Raw genomic sequence first — 17,289 nt, forward strand, 5'->3', positions numbered from 1 at the left:
ACGGGTGGGGGCCTTCGCCGTGTCCTCCCCTGCATGGACATGGACCAACGGCCTCCCGCCGACGGCGGCGACGGGTGCCTGACGGGCGTCATCAGGATCCCCGTGAAGATCGTCGCCCTCCTCGTCGTACTGCCCGTACGAGTGGTCTGGGACCTGCTGGCCGCCGCGGGCCGGGCCGTGCACCGCCGTGTCCTCGGGCCGCTGTACGTCCATGTCCTCCAGCCGCTGCTCCGCGCGCTGGGATGGCTGCTGACCACCCTGCTGAAGCTGGTCTTCGTCTGGCCGTGGCTCGGGCTGTGGCGGTACGTGATCGTCCCGGTCGGCCAGGGGCTGGCGTGGCTGGGCCGCGGTGCGTACGAGCACCTGCTCGCGCCGGCCGGGCGGATCCTGTGGACCTCCGTGCTGCGTCCGCTCGGACAGGCGCTGGCCCGGATCGGCCGCGGCGGCGTGCGCTACCTGCTCGCCCCCCTCGCCAAGGGCGTGACCCGGACCCTGTGGGTCCTCGGCATGACGCTGTTCGTGTGGCCGTGGGTCGCACTGTGGCGGTACGTGCTCGCGCCCGTCGGCCGCGGGATCGCATGGCTGGCCGCGGCCCTGTACCGGTACGTCCTCACCCCCGTCGGGCACGCATTGCTCTGGCTGGCGCTCGCCGTCTACCAGTACCTGCTGCGGCCGGTCGGGCTGGGCCTCGTATGGCTCGCGGCCGCCGTGTACCGCTACCTGCTGCGGCCGGTCGGGCTCGGCGTGGCCTGGCTGGCCGTCGCCCTGTACCGGTACGTCCTCACACCGGCCGGGCAGGCGCTGCTGTGGGCCTGGCACGTGGCCGGGCGCCTCACCGCCGCCCTGTGGCGCGGGCTCAAGTGGGTCGGCTGGGTGCTCGTCGGCTGGCCCGCCTCCCGGATCCACCGGCACGTGCTCACCCCCGCCGGACACGCCCTGCGCGAGGTCTGGCGCAGCGCCCGCGCAGCCGTCCGCGAGGCACGGGCCACCGTGCGCCGTGCGCTCCTCGGTACTCCTCCCGTGGAACCGGCGAGGTCACGGGCGCGTACTCTGGGTAGTACGACAGCCGCCGACGCGGCACCCGCAGACGAGATCTCCCAGCCCCGACGGCAGGGGTGAGCCGGAGCGGGTCGAGAAGACCTCAGGGCGACGCGCGAGCCGCGGAGCCCCGCACAAGGAGAAGAACCACTGGGCAAGCGACAGCCCGAAGGCCCGCCTCCCGCACCGGTGGTGCAGCGCATTCGACTGCGCTACACCAAGCGCGGCCGCCTCCGGTTCACCAGCCACCGTGACTTCCAGCGCGCGTTCGAGCGGGCGCTGCGCCGCGCCGAGGTGCCGATGGCGTACTCGGCCGGCTTCACCCCGCACCCGCGCGTCTCCTACGCCAACGCCGCCCCGACCGGGACCGGCAGCGAGGCGGAGTACCTGGAGATCGCCCTCGCCGCGCCCCGCGACCCGCAGAAGCTGCGCGAGCTGCTCGACGAGTCGATGCCGACCGGGCTCGACATCATCGACGCCGTCGAGGCCCGCACCTCCGGCCTCGCCGACCGGCTGACCGCCTCGGTGTGGGAGCTGCGCCTGGACGGCGTGGAGCCCGCCGAGGCCGAGCGGGCCGTGGCGGCCTTCCTCGCCGCCGAGACCGTGGAGGTCCAGCGCCGCACCAAGAACGGCATGCGGACCTTCGACACGCGCGGCGCGGTCGTCAGTCTCGAAACGCTTCCCGCCCCGGCTGATAGGCCCCTGGACCAGGCCTGTGCGATACTGCGGCTGGTTGTTCGGCATCTGACACCTGCCGTGCGACCCGACGACGTCCTGTCCGGTCTCCGAGCTGTGGCCGACCTGGCGCCGCCGGTCCCCTCAGCGGTGACCAGGCTGGCGCAGGGGCTCTTCGACGAGGAGTCCGGCACGGTGACCGACCCGCTCGCGCCCGACCGCGAGGCTGACACGGCCGCCCCACCCACGGCCGCCGTAGCAGCCGACGCGAAGGCGCCGGAAGGTCCCGCCGCGTAAGGAACGTCGTCGTCGCGCAGCCCTGGCACTCGGGAGCCACCTGGGTCGGGCCGCGCACTGACCTGAAGACTTCCGCCAGGCCGTACGGACAACACGTACGGAACCGGCGGCCATGGACTACAGCTCCCGTGTGGCGAACGCGCCCCGGAGGCCGGTTCCGCGCTCATTACGCGGAGCCGAGCCGGACCGGAAGTCAGCCGCGGCGCCCGGGAGCGTGACGGGAGAACCGCCCGCAATGCCCAACAACGAAAACGACACCACCGAGAACACCAGCCCGAGTGACAACCTGCCCCCGCGCAGGCGTCGCCGCGCCGCTTCCCGCCCCGCCGGCCCGCCCGGCGCGACCGCCGCGGAGACGACCCCGGTGACGGAGGCCGCCCCGGCCGCGGCCCCGGCCGCCGAGGAGCCCGCCGCTCCCGCGCCGCGTGCCCGTCGCCGTGCCACCCGCGCCGTGACCGCCCCGGAGGCTCCGGCCGCCGAGGTCGTCGTCGAGGCTCCGGCCGCCGCCCCGGTCGCCGAGGAGCCCGCCGCTCCGGCGCCGCGTGCCCGTCGTCGTGCGACCCGTGCCGTGACCGCGCCCGAGGCTCCCGCCGCCGTGGCCGAGCCGGCGCCCGTGGTCGAGGAGGAGGCTCCGGCCGCTCCCGCCCCGCGTGCCCGTCGCCGTGCCACCCGCGCCGTGACCGCGCCCGAGGCTCCCGCCGCCGTGGCCGAGCCGACGCCCGTGGCCGAGGCCGCGCCCGTGGTCGAGGAGGAGGCTCCGGCCGCTCCCGCCCCGCGTGCCCGTCGCCGTGCCACCCGCGCCGTGACCGCCCCGGAGGCTCCCGCCGCCGAGGTCGTCGTCGAGGCTCCGGCCACCGCCGCCCCGGTCGCCGAGGAGCCCGCCGCTCCGGCGCCGCGTGCCCGTCGCCGTGCCACCCGCGCCGTCGCCGCTCCGGCAGCTCCGGCCGCCGAGGCTCCCGCTGCCGCCGTCGAGGACGAGGCCGCCGAGGCCGAAGCCGTCGTGGAGGAGGCCCCCAAGGCCGCCGCCCGCTCCTTCACCGTGGCCGACGCCCTGGACTCCCCGAAGCGCGGCGGCCGTCGCCGCGCCACCCGCTCCGCGGCCCCGGCCGCCCCCTCGCAGCCGGCCGCCCAGCCCGCCGAGAGCGCCGAGCCCGCCGCCCCGGCCGGCGCCCGCCGCGCCGCGCGTCCCGCCGTGGCCGTCTTCCAGGCCCCGGTCTTCGCCGAGCCGATGTTCCAAACCCCCGAGACCGCCGCCATGGCCGCCGCGGCCGCTGCCGCCGCCGCCCCGGCCGAGGCCGAGGAGGAAGAGGAGCTCACCGAGGTCACCGCCGAGACCGAGGCCGCCGCCGCCCCGCAGCCGGCCGGCCGTCGCCGTCGCCGTGGCCGTGGCGCCCCCGAGTCCGCGCCGGTCTCCCTGCCCGAGGTGCTCGCCGAGGAGGAGCCGGAGGCCGAGGCCGCCGAGCTCGACGAGGAGAGCGCCGAGTTCGACGAGGGCGACGAGTCGGGCGAGCGCCCCTCGCGCCGCCGTCGCCGTGGTGGCCGCCGCCGCCGTCGCGGTGAGGCCGCCGACCTCGACGAGTCCGCCGAGGAGGAGACCGAGGCCGAGCAGGAGAGCGCCGAGCACGAGGCGGGCGAGGAGGAGGACGAGGAGGCCGAAGAGGCCCTCGGTTCCAGCTCCAGCCGCCGCCGTCGCCGCCGTCGCCGCCGCACCGGTGACACCGCCGCCGACTCCGCCGAAGCCGGCGACGAGGACGGCGTGCGTACGGTCGTCAAGGTCCGCGAGCCGCGCCCGGCCCGCGAGAAGGCCGAACCGGGCACCGGCGCGGACGAGGTCCAGTCCATCAAGGGCTCGACCCGCCTGGAGGCGAAGAAGCAGCGCCGTCGCGAGGGCCGCGAGCAGGGCCGCCGTCGCGTCCCGATCATCACCGAGGCCGAGTTCCTGGCCCGCCGCGAGGCCGTCGAGCGCGTGATGGTCGTCCGCCAGAGCGGCGAGCGCACCCAGATCGGCGTCCTCGAGGACAACGTGCTCGTCGAGCACTACGTCAACAAGGAGGAAGCCACCTCGTACGTCGGCAACGTCTACCTGGGCAAGGTCCAGAACGTGCTGCCGTCCATGGAGGCCGCCTTCATCGACATCGGCAAGGGCCGCAACGCCGTCCTGTACGCCGGTGAGGTCAACTTCGAGGCGCTCGGCATGGCCAACGGGCCGCGCCGCATCGAGTCCGCCCTCAAGTCCGGCCAGTCGGTCCTCGTGCAGGTCACCAAGGACCCGATCGGCCACAAGGGCGCCCGCCTGACCAGCCAGGTCTCGCTGCCCGGCCGCTACCTGGTCTACGTGCCCGAGGGCTCGATGACCGGCATCAGCCGCAAGCTGCCCGACACCGAGCGCGCGCGCCTGAAGACCATCCTCAAGAAGATCGTCCCCGAGGACGCGGGCGTCATCGTGCGCACCGCCGCCGAGGGCGCGAGCGAGGACGAGCTGCGCCGCGACGTCGAGCGTCTGCAGGCCCAGTGGGAGGACATCCAGAAGAAGGCGAAGCAGATCTCGACCTCTTCGCCGAGCCTCCTGTACGGCGAGCCGGACATGACCGTCCGCGTCGTGCGCGACATCTTCAACGAGGACTTCTCCAAGGTCATCGTCAGCGGTGACAGCGCCTGGGAGACCATCCACGGCTACGTGAACCACGTCGCCCCCGACCTGGCGGACCGGCTGTCGCGCTGGACCTCCGAGGTCGACGTCTTCGCGACGTACCGGATCGACGAGCAGCTCGCCAAGGCGCTCGACCGCAAGGTGTGGCTGCCCTCGGGCGGCTCGCTTGTGATCGACAAGACCGAGGCGATGATCGTCATCGACGTCAACACCGGCAAGTTCACCGGTCAGGGCGGCAACCTCGAAGAGACCGTCACCAGGAACAACCTGGAGGCGGCCGAGGAGATCGTGCGCCAGCTGCGGCTGCGCGACCTGGGCGGCATCGTCGTCATCGACTTCATCGACATGGTCCTGGAGTCCAACCGCGACCTGGTCCTGCGGCGCATGCTGGAGTGCCTGGGCCGCGACCGTACGAAGCACCAGGTGGCCGAGGTCACCTCGCTGGGCCTGGTCCAGATGACCCGCAAGCGGGTCGGCCAGGGTCTGCTGGAGTCCTTCTCCGAGACCTGCGTCCACTGCAACGGCCGCGGCGTGATCGTGCACATGGAGCAGCCGACGACCATCGGCGGCGGCGGCAACGGCAAGCGCGCCAAGCGCCGCGGCGGCCGGGGCGAGTTCGACCAGCACGACCACGAGGTCGAGACGATCGAGACGGTCGAGACGGCCGAGGTCGAGGGCTTCGAGACCGAGACCGAGGCCGAGGTGGCCGCCGAGGCCGCCGCGCCGCGGGCCCTGCCCGAGCCGGAGTTCGTCGCGGACGAGGAGCTCTACAGCAGCCCGGCCGAGGCCGAGGCCGCAGCGGGCGTGAGCGGGCGCCGCAACCGGCGCCGCGCCACCCGCAAGGCCACCGCCCCGGCGGGCGCCCCGCGCGGTGCGCACACCCCGGCGCAGGCACCGGCCCCCGTGGCCGAGGTCATCGCCGAGCCCGTGACCGAGCCGGCCGACACCGTGCTGGAGCCGGTCGCCGAGGTCGTCGCCGAGGCCGTCGAGGCAGCGGAGACGATCGAGGCCGCGCCGGTCGAGGAGGCCGCGCCCAAGGGGCGTACCCGTCGCCGTGCGACCCGTAAGGCCACCGCCCCGGCGGGTGCCCCGGCCCCCGCGGCCGAGGCGGCCCCGGAGCCGGTCGTCGTCGCGGAGCCGGAGCCCGTCGTGGAGGCCGAGCCCGTGGTGGAGCCGGAGCCCGTCGTGGAGCCGGAGCCGGTCGTGGAGGCCGCGCCGGCGCCCGTCGCCGAGGAGGCCCCCGTCGCGGAGGCCGCACCGGCCCGTCCGCGCCGCCGTGCCACCCGTAAGGCCACCGCACCCGCCGGTTCCCCGGCAGGGGCGGCAGAGGCCGCCGTGGTGGTCGTCGAGACCCCGGTGACCGAGACCGCGACCCCCGTCGAGGAAGCGGCCCCCGCCAAGAAGGCCGCCAAGAAGGCTCCGGCCAAGAAGGCGACCACGGCGAAGAAGGCTCCGGCCAAGAAGGCGGCGGCCGCCAAGAAGACCGTGGCCAAGAAGGCGGCCACGACCAAGAAGACCGTGGCGAAGCGGGCGACGAAGAAGACCTCGGCGGCGGAGCAGCAGACGCCGCCGTCCGTCTCGGCTCCGACCGAAGCCTGATCGCGCGTTCCGTCCGCATCCCAGCGGCATGACCGTGGGCCCCGCCGAACGGCGGGGCCCACGGCCTGCGGGGGCCCGGTTTGACCCTCCGGAACCGGCCCCGTAACCTAGACCGTCGGCGTGTCTTAGTGCGCGCCGCGCTCCTGAGCACCTTCCTCCAGGCTCTGCCCGGAGAGGCCGCTCGTCCAATCCGGATCAGTGCGGTCCCCGTCGTGAAGAGGGGCCTGCCTGAGCGGCTGGCTTCAGGGGCATCCGTCCCGAGTGAGAGAGAGATCCGCGTGTACGCCATCGTGCGCAGCGGTGGTCGCCAGCACAAGGTTGCTGTCGGCGACATCGTTGAGGTTGACAAGATTCCCACTGCCAAGGTTGGCGACACGGTCGAGCTCTCGACCCTGCTCGTTGTCGACGGCGAAGCCGTGACCAGCGACCCGTGGGTCCTGGCCGGCATCAAGGTCCAGGCCGAGATCGTGGACCACCACAAGGGTGCCAAGATCGACATCCTTCGGTACAAGAACAAGACCGGCTACCGCCGTCGCCAGGGTCACCGCCAGCAGTACACGGCGATCAAGGTCACCGGTATCCCCGCGGCTGCGAAGTAAGAGGGACTGAGACATGGCACACAAGAAGGGCGCATCGTCCACCCGGAACGGGCGCGACTCCAATGCCCAGCGGCTCGGCGTGAAGCGCTTCGGCGGTCAGGTCGTTTCCGCCGGCGAGATCCTCGTCCGCCAGCGTGGCACCCACTTCCACCCCGGTGCGGGTGTCGGCCGTGGTGGCGACGACACGCTGTTCGCGCTGCAGGCGGGTGCCGTGCAGTTCGGCACGCACCGTGGCCGCAAGGTCGTCAACATCGTTCCGGCCGCCTGATCCAGCTTCTGCTGATCAAGCGAACGTAACCTCCCGAGGGCGGATCTCAGCTCTTCCCGGCGCGAGCCGGGAAGAGAGGTCCGCCCTCGGCGCGTTGTCACATAGACACGTTTAATGGGCAGCAAGGCCTGCCCGGGACATTCCCGTATGTATCTGGAGGAACACCCATGACCACCTTCGTGGACCGCGTCGAGCTGCACGTCGCCGCGGGTAACGGGGGCCACGGCTGCGCCTCCGTTCACCGGGAGAAGTTCAAGCCGCTCGGCGGCCCCGACGGCGGCAACGGCGGCCGTGGCGGCGACGTCATCCTCGTGGTGGAGCAGGCGATCACCACCCTGCTGGACTACCACCACAGCCCCCACCGCAAGGCCACCAACGGCAAGCCCGGCGAGGGCGGCAACCGCTCCGGCAAGGACGGCCAGGACCTGGTCCTGCCCGTCCCGGACGGCACCGTCGTCCTCGACAAGGAGGGCAACGTCCTCGCCGACCTCGTCGGCCAGGGCACCACCTACGTGGCCGCCGAAGGCGGTCGTGGCGGCCTCGGCAACGCCGCGCTGTCCTCCGCCCGCCGCAAGGCGCCCGGCTTCGCGCTCCTCGGTGTCCCCGGCACCACCGGCGACATCATCCTGGAGCTCAAGACCGTCGCCGACGTGGCGCTGGTCGGCTTCCCCAGCGCCGGCAAGTCCTCGCTGATCTCGGTGCTGTCCTCCGCCAAGCCGAAGATCGCGGACTACCCCTTCACCACCCTCGTCCCGAACCTGGGCGTCGTCACGGCCGGCTCGACCGTCTACACGATCGCCGACGTCCCGGGCCTGATCCCCGGCGCCAGCCAGGGCCGCGGCCTCGGCCTGGAGTTCCTGCGCCACGTCGAGCGCTGCTCGGTGCTCGTGCACGTCCTGGACACCGCCACGCTGGAGTCCGACCGCGACCCGATCGCCGACCTCGACGTCATCGAGGAGGAGCTGCGGCTCTACGGCGGCGGCCTGGAGAAGCGCCCGCGCCTCGTCGTCCTCAACAAGGTCGACATCCCCGACGGCCAGGAGCTCGCCGACATGGTCCGCCCGGACCTCGAAGCGCGCGGCTACAAGGTCTTCGAGGTCTCCGCGGTCGCCCGCACGGGCCTGAAGGAGCTCTCCTTCTTCCTCGCCGAGGTCATCGCCAAGGCCCGCGCCCGCAAGCCGAAGCAGGAGGCGACCCGCATCGTCATCCGCCCGAAGGCCGTGGACGACTCCGGCTTCACCGTCACCTACGACGAGGCCGAGGACGTCTACAACGTGCGCGGCGAGAAGCCGGAGCGCTGGGTGCGCCAGACCGACTTCAACAACGACGAGGCCGTGGGCTACCTCGCCGACCGCCTCAACCGCCTCGGGGTCGAGGACGCGCTGCGCAAGGCCGGCGCCCGCGCCGGTGACGGCGTCGCCATCGGCTCCGACGAGAACGCGGTCGTCTTCGACTGGGAGCCGACCATGATGGCCGGCGCCGAGATGCTGGGCCGCCGAGGTGAGGACCACCGGCTGGAGGCGCCGCGCCCGGCGACCACGCGCCGCAAGGAGAAGGAAGCCAAGCGCGGGGACTCGGCCCAGCAGGAGTACGACGAGTTCCGGCCGTTCTAGTCCCCTCCCGAGGGGATCCGCCCCGGAGGGTTTGAAGGCGCCTTTACGTCGGTCGCCTAGGATCCTCCGGGTGAACAGCAGCAACCTCCCCACCGTTTCCGTCGTGGTGATCGCGTACAACGACGCCGGGCTCGTGGGCGAGGCCGTCTCCTCGGCCCTCGCCCAGGGCCCGGTGGTCGCCGAGGTCATCGCGGTGAACGACGCCTCCTCCGACGACACCGCACGGGTGCTGGACGAGCTGGCCGCCGCCCACCCCCGGGTCAGGGTCGTGCACCGCACGGAGAACAGCGGGGGGTGCGGGACCCCGCGCAACGACGGGATCGCGGCCGCGACCGCCCCGTACGTGCTCTTCCTCGACAGCGACGACATCCTGCCACCGGGGGCGGCCGACGCCCTGGTGCGCACCGCCGAGGAGCACCGCGCCCCGGTCGCCGTCGGAGCCGCCGTACGGCGCGAGCTCCCGCAGCGCCACGACGTGCCGTGGATGCCCGGCCTCTACACCCCGGGCGACGTCATCGAACGGCCGGCGGACCGGCCCGAGCTCGTCCGCGACACCCTGTGCGTCAACAAGCTCTACGCCCGCGCCTTCCTGGAGGAGCACGGCCTGCGCTTCCCCGACGGCCGGTTCGTCTACGAGGACTTCGTCTTCACCTCCCGGGTGCTCGCCGCGGCCCCCCGCATCGCCGTGACCGGCGAGCTCGTCTACGTCTGGCACGTGCGCCGCGGCGCCGCCCAGGTGTCGATCTCCCTGGACCGCAAGGACGTCGGCAACTGGCGCTCCCGCATCGAGGCCCACCGCACGGCCGCCCGGAACCTCGCCGCGGCCTCCCCGGTGCTCGGCCGTGCCTGCCAGGTGAAGTTCCTGGAGTACGACCTGCCGATGTACCTGCGCGAGCTCGGCAAGGACCCCGCCTACCAGGCCGCCTGGTGGAGCCTCACCCGCGAGTACCTCGCCACCTTCGCGCAGGAGGACGTCGAGGCCGCCGCCGCCCCCGCCCGCTGGATCGTAGGGGTGCTGCGCGCCACCGCGACCCCGCCCGCCGACGTGGAGCGGCTCACCCGGCTGGCCGCCGACCCGCCGCGCCTGCTGCCCCCGTACGCCGTCGGCGCCACGGGCGGGCCGGTGTGGAGCGAGGAGCTCCCCGTCGAGCTGGACGGGCTGCCCGGGCTGCCGGTCACCGCACTGCCCGTCACCGTCGACGCCGAACCGGCCGGGCGCGGCGCCGTCCGGATCCGCGTGCACGAGCTGTACGGGCGCCTCGCCGAGGCCGGGCCCCGCACGGTCCAGCTGAGCTTCCTGCCCCGGGCGGGAGGTGAGCCCGTACGCGCCCAGGCCGTCGAGCTGCGCCCCGACGCGCAGGGGGGCTGGAGCGCCCTGCTGCCCTTCCGCCTCGCGGACCTGGCCGTCACCGGCCGCCGCCAGGGACTGCGCCGGATGCAGGCCTGGAACGTGCGCGTGGGCGTGCGGTGCGCCGACGGCAGCGAGGTGACCACCGCGCTGCGCCCCCGCGGCAGGCTCCTGCGCCGCCGCGCCCTGCCCAGCAGCCGGTACGGTGTTCTGCTGGCGCAGCCCTACCGGACGGGGGCCGGCGCCCTCGCGCTGCGCCTCGCGCCGGGTCCCGAGGGCGCGCTCTACCTCGTACGCAACCGCCTCCACCGGGCCCGGGCGGCCCGCGGGGCGCGCTGAAGGCCTTCGCTTTCCCCATCGAAGTCGGACAGGACCAAGGAGATACACATGACGTTTCTGATCACCGGCGGCGCCGGCTACATCGGCGCACACGTCGTCCGGGCGATGCTGCTCGCTGGCCAGAAGGTCGTCGTCCTCGACGACCTGTCCACGGGCAACGAGGACCGCGTCCCCGAAGGCGTCCCGCTGGTGGTCGGCTCGGTCCTGGACCGGCTGATCCTGGACGAGACCATCGCCGAGCACAAGATCACCGGCGTGGTGCACCTCGCGGGCAAGAAGCAGGTCGGCGAGTCCGTCGAGAAGCCGCTGTACTACTACCACGAGAACGTGCACGGCCTGACGGTCCTGCTCCAGGCCGTGGCCGCCGCCGGCATCCGCAACTTCCTCTTCTCCTCCTCCGCCTCCGTCTACGGCATGCCCGACGTGGACCTGGTCACCGAGGACACCCCGTGCGCGCCGCTGAGCCCCTACGGCGAGACCAAGCTGGCCGGCGAGTGGCTGGTCCGCGCCGCCGGCAAGGCGCACGGCATCTCCACCGCCTGCCTGCGCTACTTCAACGTGGCGGGCGCCGCGACCCCCGAGCTCGCCGACACCGGCGTCTTCAACCTGGTGCCGATGGTCTTCGAGCGCTACGACGCCGGCCAGGGCGCCAAGATCTTCGGTGACGACTACCCGACGCCCGACGGCACCTGCATCCGCGACTACATCCACGTCGAGGACCTGGCCGAGGCCCACGTGGCGGCGGCCCGCAAGCTCGCCGAGTGGGGCGCGGCCGGCGAGTACAAGGACCTCACCGTCAACATCGGGCGCGGCGAGGGCGTCTCGGTCGCCGAGATGGTCGAGCTCCTGAACAAGAACACCGGGCACGACTACCCGCCGGTGATCAGCCCCCGGCGAGCCGGCGACCCGGCGAAGGTCGTGGCCTCCGCCGACAAGATCACCAGCGAGCTGGGCTGGAAGGCCCGGCACGACGTCCGTGAGATGGTCACCTCCGCCTGGGCGGGCTGGGAGGCCAACAAGGTCGCCCGCACGGACCGCCACAAGGACGTCCACCAGGCCTGAGCGCCCCGGACACCGACGAAGCCGCCCGCCCCGGATGCGATCCGGGGCGGGCGGCTTCGTGTGTGTCGGGCGCCGGGAACTCAGCGCTCCAGGAAGGCGAACAGCTCTTCCCACCGGTCGGTGATCTCGCTGCTGGAGTACCGCTGCACCGCGCGGAAGGCCTGGTCCCCGAGCCGGTCGCGCAGCTCGGGGTCCGACATCAGCGTGTGCAGGTGCCCGGCCAGCTCCATCGTGTTGCCCAGCCGGGCCAGCAGCCCGTCCTCGCCGAACTCGACGATCTCCCGTACGCCGGGCGCGCAGTCGAAGGCGGCCACCGGCACGCCCGCCGCCATCGCCTCCAGCAGGGTGATCGGGAAGCCCTCGGCCCGCGAGGCCTGGGCGAAGACCGAGGCCCCGCGCAGCGCGCCCAGCACGTCGTCGGTGCTGCCCATCCACTCCACGGAGTCGTCCAGCCCCAGCGAGGTGCAGTGCGCCCGCAGCGTCGGCTCCTCCACGCCCGCGCCGTAGATCCGCAGCTTCCAGTCGGGGTGCAGCGGCGCGGCGTCCGCCCAGGCGTCGAGCAGCAGGTCGACGCCCTTCTCGAAGGCGAGGCGCCCGACGCACGCCACGACCTTCTCCGTGCGCGGGGCGGGGGAGTCCGGCATGAAGGGCAGCGGGTTCGGCATGCTGCCCACGTTCTCCATGCCCGCCCGGATCCACAGGTCCGCGTCCTCGGGGGTCAGCACCAGCAGCCGGTCGACCTGGGAGTAGTAGCGGCGGACCCGGTCACCGCGGGTCGACTTCTGGCTGGCCTCGAACGACTCGTGGCTCATCCCGATGACGCTGAAGCCCTTGGTGTCGGCCAGCGCCACCCACTCCATCGCCCAGACCTGCGTCACGATGACGACACCGCCCGGACGCGCCGCCCGCAGCAGCTCGCTCAGCTGCTCCGCCTTGGCCCGCATCTGCGCCCGCCGGGCCGCCTGGCGGCGCCGCTCGGGTGCGTTCAGCCGGCCCTTGACCCCGCGCAGCCGGCGCGCCGACGGCGGGTGGGCGTCGTAGAGCGTGGTCATCTCGTACGGCAGGTCCTGCGGCAGCTTCTGCCGGATCTCCTCGGCGACCGGGGCGATGCCGACGATGTGCACGCGGTGCCCGCGGCCGGTGAACTCCCGGGCCATCTGGTGCGACCAGGTGGTGACGCCGCCGAGCTCGTCGACGTTGTTGGAGACGATGAAGATGTCACGGCCGCCCGGGGTGGCGGTCTGCTGGCTCACTTGCCGCTCCTGGTGAAGAACTTCTCGACGATCTGGCCGGCCGCGTCCCCGCGGTCGTACTCGCCGAACTCGGCGAGGAAACGCTCCCGCGCCTGGGCGTACTTGGCGTCGGCCTCCTCGAAGGCGGCGAGCGCCTGCAGGAGTTCGTCCGCCGTGGCCACCACCGGGCCCGGGGCCTTCTCCTTCAGGTCGAAGTACGTGCCGCGGATGTCCGTGGCGTACTTCTCGTAGTCGTACGCGAAGAACAGCATCGGCCGGTCCAGGACCGCGTAGTCGAACATCACGGACGAGTAGTCGGTGATCAGTCCGTCGGCGAGGGCCAGCAGCGGGGTGATGTCGTGGTGGCCCGACACGTCGAGGACCCGCCCGCGCACGGACGGCGGCAGCGAGACGCTGTTCAGGTAGTGGGTCCGCACCAGCAGCGTGAAGCGGTCGCCGAGCCGGTCGGCGAACTCCTCCACGTCGAAGGGGAAGGTGAAGCCCTCCACCGTGCCGTCGGCGGCCGCCCGGAAGGTCGGCGCGTACAGCAGGACCTTCTTGTCCGGGTCGATGTCCAGCTCGGCCGCGAGGGGTCCGCGGACCCGCTCGCCGCTCTGCACCTCGGCCCGGTGCGCCTCGACGAGGGCGTCGTTGCGCGGGTAGCCGGTGCGCAGCAGCACCTCGTCGCGCAGCCGGAAGCCCTTGGCGAGGGTGCGGGTGTCGTGCTCGGAGCGGATCAGGAAGTGGTCGAAGCGGTCGACGGCGGCCTGGAAGCGGGCCTGGCCGGCGCGGCCCTGGGCCTTGGTGCGGGGCTCGTGGAAGCCCATCCGCTTGAGTGCGGACCCGTGCCAGGTCTGGATGTACGTGGTCCCCGGGCGCTTGGTCAGCGCCAGCGGGAAGCCCTGGTTGTCGACCCAGAACTCGGCCTGGGCCAGCGCCCGCAGGTAGGCCCAGCTCCAGCGCCGCACCAAGGTGGCCTCCTTGGGGAAGCCGGTGGGCTTGGCGCCCGCGTACGACCAGATCGCCTCGAACGGCGCGCCCCGGCGCACCATCTCCTCGTAGATGGCCTTCGGGCTGTCGCTGTACTGCTTGCCCATGTGGCTCTCGAAGACGACCGTGCCCTTCTTGAGCGGCAGCTTCGAGAAGACCTCGTGGTAGACCTTCACCTTCTGCTCGCCGGAGCCCATGTTCCGGCGGGCCCGCAGGGCCTTGCGCAGGCCCCGCTTGACCACACCGGCCGCCTTGCCCTGTATGGCGCCGTTGATCAGCGCCTGGGTGCGGACGGCGGCGGCGCTCTCGGCGGTCAGGACGTAGCTGAGGTTGCCCTTCTTGGTCATCTCCGGCTCGAAGCGGTCGGAGACCAGCCGGGTCAGCCGCGGCCGCACGCGCAGGCGGGCCGCCGACTCCAGGTCGAGTCCGCCGACCGAGACGCGCGTGGTGATCTTCTGGCCGCCGGCGGTCAGCTTGAGCCGGACGTCCCAGACGGCGTCGATGATGCCGAGGGGCCGGACGGTGCCGGCGACGTCGGCGCTGCCGGACCACTCGATCGTGTCACCCGCGTGGCGCACGGTTGTCACCGGGAAGCTGAACGAGCGCACGCCGATCTGCCGGCGGGCCCGGAATTCGAGCGAGGCCTTGAGCTCCGCGTCGGCCGGGATCCGGCCCAGCGGGTTCACGACGGCGCCCGCGAGCGTGACCGTGCCGCGCCCGTCGTCCTCGTAGGAGGTCAGGCGGTTGCCCAGCTGGAGGGAGGTGAGCGGGGTGGTGTGGAAGCCCTGCTCGGTGACGTCCAGTATCCGGCGGGCCTCGGCGGCGTCGGGGCCGTCGAGGTGCTCGGCGCACCAGTAGACGCGGCCGTCGCGCTCGGCGAGCGAGGAGGAGAGCCGGCCCTTGTTGGTCATGGCGTCGGCGGCCGGGAGCAGGTTGGCCCAGTCCTCCTTCCCCAGCAGGTAGGCGCAGATGGCCTGGAGGTACGTGACGTTCTCGTACGCGGCCCGGTCGATGCCCGCGAGGTAGCCGTTGGCGAGGCGGGCGAATTCCTGGCGGTACTCGTCGCTGAGCAGCGGCAGGTCACGCAGGTGGAGCACCAGGTCGTGCTTGAGGAACTTGGCGTCCTTCGCGGACTTGATGTCCGCGTGGCCCTTGGCCGCGAGCAGCTCGTCGACGCGGCGGTGGATCTCCATCCGGTGGACGAAGTTCGCGATCTCATGGCGCCGGTTGCTGATCGACTTGGCCGCGGCCTTCTCGACCACGTTCCAGAAGTAGACGTGGTTGGGGATCAGGGTGATGCGGCGGGCCGCCACGTACGCCTGCGCGGAGAACAGCAGGTCCTCGTAGTGGATGCCGACCGGGAACTCCAGGCCCTGCTCCAGCAGGAAGTCGCGCCGGTAGCACTTGTTCGTGGAGAGGGTGTCGTAGACCAGCAGGTCGGGGAACTCGGTGATCGACTCCAGCGTGCGCGTGCGGGCGTAGATCCAGGGGTACCACTCGGTGGTCTTGCCCCACCGGTTGTCGAGGTGCACGCGTACGCACATGCCCGAGACCAGGTCGGAGCCGGTGCGCTCGGCGGCGTCCAGCATGTTGCGGCAGGCGTTGCGCTCCAGGACGTCGTCGCTGTCCAGGAACATGACGTACGTGCCGGTGGCCTGCTGGATGCCGTGGTTGCGGGGCGCGCCGCAGCCACCGCTGTTCTCCGGCAGCTGGAAGGCGCGCACTCTCCCGGGGTGCGCCGACTCCAGTTCCTGGGCGACCGCGTAGGAGCGGTCCTTGCTGCAGTCGTCGACGATCACGACTTCCACACCGTGCAGGGTCTGGTCCAAAACCGACTGGACTGCTGTCGACAGACGCTCTGCGTCGTTGTAGACGATGACGACCACGGAGACGTCGGGCACGTGCACCTCGATCCCTTCGATTCGTTTCGTTGCGTTTCGGTCAGCTCATTCCGCTTATCTCGTCCACGCTACCGTGTGCCGCCCTCGCCTCAGGCAGGCCGACGCCCGGCCCACCCCCGCCGTGCATACTTCTGAGGAAGAGGTGAATGGCGGGCCCGGTCGCCCACAATCACCCGTTCGGAGCCAGCAGGAAGTGTTCATGACGAAGCTGTCCGTAGTTGTCCCTTGCTACAACGAGGAAGCGGTCATCGATCGCTTCGACGTGGAGATCCGCAGGGTCCTGGACGCCCTTCCCGTCGAGTACGAGGTCTGCTACGTCGACGACGGCAGCCGCGACGGCACCCTCGGCAAGCTCCGGAAGATCGCGGCGGCGCACGGCGAGCAGACCCGGTACGTCTCCTTCAGCCGCAACTTCGGCAAGGAGGCCGGCATGCTCGCGGGCCTGCGCGAGGCCACCGGCGACGCCGTCGTGATCATGGACGCGGACCTCCAGCACCCGCCGGAGCTCATCGCGACCATGCTGGAGCACTACCGGCAGGGCCACGACCAGATCATCGCCCGCCGCACCCGCGAGGGCGACAAGAAGCTCCGCTCCGCCCTCAGCCGCCTGTACTACCGCGGCGTCAACCGCTGGGTGGACGTGGAACTCACCGACGGCGTCGGCGACTTCCGCATGCTGTCGCGCCCCGCCGTCGACGCCCTGCTGTCGCTGCCGGAGTACAACCGCTTCTCCAAGGGCCTGTTCTCCTGGATCGGCTTCGACACCGTCCACTTCGACTACCGCAACGCGCAGCGCGAGGCCGGCGAGACGAAGTGGAAGTTCGGCTCCCTGCTGAACTACGGCATGGACGGCCTGATCTCCTTCAACAACCGGCCGCTGCGCATCGGGATCTGGTTCGGCGTGTCCCTGGTCGCCCTGACCGGCCTGTACGCGCTGTGGATCACGATCACGGCCATCACCAACGGGGTCGAGTCCCCGGGCTACGTCACCCTCGTGGCGATCATCACCGGTCTGGGCGGCGTCCAGCTGATCATGCTGGGCCTCATCGGCGAGTACATCGGCCGCATCTACTACGAGACCAAGCGCCGGCCGCACTTCCTGGTGCAGGAATCGCACGGCGCGCCGTCCGCCGACCGTGACCCGCAGGCCTCCCTGGCCGGCTCCGCCGCACGGGGCGCCCGTACTCCGGGGACCGCACGCGCCGCGGAGCCGACGATCGCGGAGCGCAGCGCATGACGGGCAGGCGGGACCAGCTGGGCCAGATCTTCCGCTTCGCCCTCGTCGGCGGGGTCAACACCGGCACCTTCTTCGGCATCTACCTCCTCCTGCACCCGTGGATGCCGTACTTCGCCGCGTACTCCCTCGCCTTCGTCCTGGCGATGGTCGGCTCGTTCTTCATGAACACCTACTTCACCTACCGGACCCGGCCGACCTGGAAGAAGTTCCTCCTCTTCCCGCTGACGAACGTGACCAACTACGTCATCCAGTCGGCCGGCCTCTACGCCCTGGTGACCTGGGCCGGGATGGACACCCGGATCGCCCCGCTGGTCGCGGCGGTCGTCGCCATCCCCTTCACCTTCCTGCTCTCCCGCAAGATCCTCGTCCCCAAAGCCGCCCGGGACCGGGAGCCGCGGCCGGAGCCGGCCGGCAGCTCGTCCACGGTCTGAAACCCCCGAG

Annotated in this window: 12 protein-coding genes; 10 read left to right on the forward strand and 2 right to left on the reverse strand. The window is 72.3% G+C overall.

Going from position 1 to position 17,289, the window contains the following annotated elements; translation table 11 throughout:
* Window positions 1–33: 33 nt before the first annotated feature.
* The 8 genes from ACF059_RS16720 to galE all read left to right on the forward strand — a co-directional run bounded on the left by ACF059_RS16720 (window position 34) and on the right by galE (window position 11,488).
* Window positions 34–1,119, forward strand: coding sequence for a hypothetical protein (locus ACF059_RS16720; protein ID WP_392057370.1), 1,086 nt, complete (start codon window positions 34–36; stop codon window positions 1,117–1,119).
* A 111-nt stretch (window positions 1,120–1,230) separates the two neighbouring features.
* Complete coding sequence (locus ACF059_RS16725; RefSeq protein WP_360892897.1) at window positions 1,231–2,010, forward strand: TIGR03936 family radical SAM-associated protein; 780 nt, start codon at window positions 1,231–1,233, stop codon at window positions 2,008–2,010.
* A 235-nt stretch (window positions 2,011–2,245) separates the two neighbouring features.
* Complete coding sequence (locus ACF059_RS16730) at window positions 2,246–6,259, forward strand: ribonuclease E/G (protein ID WP_392057373.1); 4,014 nt, start codon at window positions 2,246–2,248, stop codon at window positions 6,257–6,259.
* Window positions 6,260–6,537: 278 nt separating this feature from the next.
* A complete protein-coding gene (gene rplU, locus ACF059_RS16735; protein ID WP_214950890.1) occupies window positions 6,538–6,858 on the forward strand; it encodes a 50S ribosomal protein L21 in 321 nt (106 codons plus the stop codon).
* 13 nt (window positions 6,859–6,871) lie between these two features.
* Window positions 6,872–7,126, forward strand: a complete 255-nt coding sequence (gene rpmA, locus ACF059_RS16740) for a 50S ribosomal protein L27 (protein WP_008738950.1) — start codon at window positions 6,872–6,874, stop codon at window positions 7,124–7,126.
* Window positions 7,127–7,293: 167 nt separating this feature from the next.
* On the forward strand, window positions 7,294–8,739 hold the full coding sequence (gene obgE / locus ACF059_RS16745) for a GTPase ObgE (RefSeq protein ID WP_361948483.1): 1,446 nt from the start codon (window positions 7,294–7,296) through the stop codon (window positions 8,737–8,739).
* A gap of 70 nt (window positions 8,740–8,809) precedes the next feature.
* Window positions 8,810–10,426, forward strand: a complete 1,617-nt coding sequence (locus ACF059_RS16750; protein ID WP_392057377.1) for a glycosyltransferase family 2 protein — start codon at window positions 8,810–8,812, stop codon at window positions 10,424–10,426.
* A 48-nt stretch (window positions 10,427–10,474) separates the two neighbouring features.
* On the forward strand, window positions 10,475–11,488 hold the full coding sequence (gene galE, locus ACF059_RS16755) for a UDP-glucose 4-epimerase GalE (RefSeq protein ID WP_360892909.1): 1,014 nt from the start codon (window positions 10,475–10,477) through the stop codon (window positions 11,486–11,488).
* Between the two features lie 80 nt (window positions 11,489–11,568).
* Here galE and ACF059_RS16760 read toward each other — a convergent pair whose 3' ends face one another.
* On the reverse strand, window positions 11,569–12,741 hold the full coding sequence (locus tag ACF059_RS16760) for a glycosyltransferase (protein ID WP_392057380.1): 1,173 nt from the start codon (window positions 12,739–12,741) through the stop codon (window positions 11,569–11,571).
* Window positions 12,738–15,617 carry a CDP-glycerol glycerophosphotransferase family protein gene (locus ACF059_RS16765; protein WP_392057384.1) on the reverse strand — a complete coding sequence of 960 codons (2,880 nt, stop codon included), beginning with the start codon at window positions 15,615–15,617 and terminating at the stop codon, window positions 12,738–12,740. The genes ACF059_RS16760 and ACF059_RS16765 overlap by 4 nt, the downstream gene beginning before the upstream one ends.
* Before the next feature lie 193 nt (window positions 15,618–15,810).
* On the opposite strand from ACF059_RS16765, the gene ACF059_RS16770 reads away from it, so the two are divergent.
* Window positions 15,811–16,848, forward strand: coding sequence for a glycosyltransferase family 2 protein (locus ACF059_RS16770; RefSeq protein ID WP_392057387.1), 1,038 nt, complete (start codon window positions 15,811–15,813; stop codon window positions 16,846–16,848).
* Window positions 16,845–17,279: a GtrA family protein gene (locus tag ACF059_RS16775; protein WP_366867181.1), complete on the forward strand. Its 435-nt coding sequence runs from the start codon at window positions 16,845–16,847 to the stop codon at window positions 17,277–17,279. The genes ACF059_RS16770 and ACF059_RS16775 overlap by 4 nt, the downstream gene beginning before the upstream one ends.
* The last annotated feature ends 10 nt before the right edge of the window (window positions 17,280–17,289 follow it).

Origin of the sequence: Streptomyces sp. NPDC016562, from assembly GCF_043076955.1 — a bacterium.
In the GTDB taxonomy this organism is placed as follows: Bacteria; Actinomycetota; Actinomycetes; order Streptomycetales; family Streptomycetaceae; genus Streptomyces.

Excerpts from the sequence above, each read along its gene's own strand:
- ACF059_RS16720 (WP_392057370.1), top strand. The coding sequence starts at position 34 with ATGGACATGGACCAACGGCCTCCCGCCGACGGCGGCGACGGGTGCCTG.
- galE (WP_360892909.1), top strand. The coding sequence starts at position 10,475 with ATGACGTTTCTGATCACCGGCGGCGCCGGCTACATCGGCGCACACGTC.
- ACF059_RS16730 (WP_392057373.1), top strand. The coding sequence starts at position 2,246 with ATGCCCAACAACGAAAACGACACCACCGAGAACACCAGCCCGAGTGAC.
- obgE (WP_361948483.1), top strand. The coding sequence starts at position 7,294 with ATGACCACCTTCGTGGACCGCGTCGAGCTGCACGTCGCCGCGGGTAAC.
- rpmA (WP_008738950.1), top strand. The coding sequence starts at position 6,872 with ATGGCACACAAGAAGGGCGCATCGTCCACCCGGAACGGGCGCGACTCC.
- ACF059_RS16770 (WP_392057387.1), top strand. The coding sequence starts at position 15,811 with ATGACGAAGCTGTCCGTAGTTGTCCCTTGCTACAACGAGGAAGCGGTC.
- ACF059_RS16775 (WP_366867181.1), top strand. The coding sequence starts at position 16,845 with ATGACGGGCAGGCGGGACCAGCTGGGCCAGATCTTCCGCTTCGCCCTC.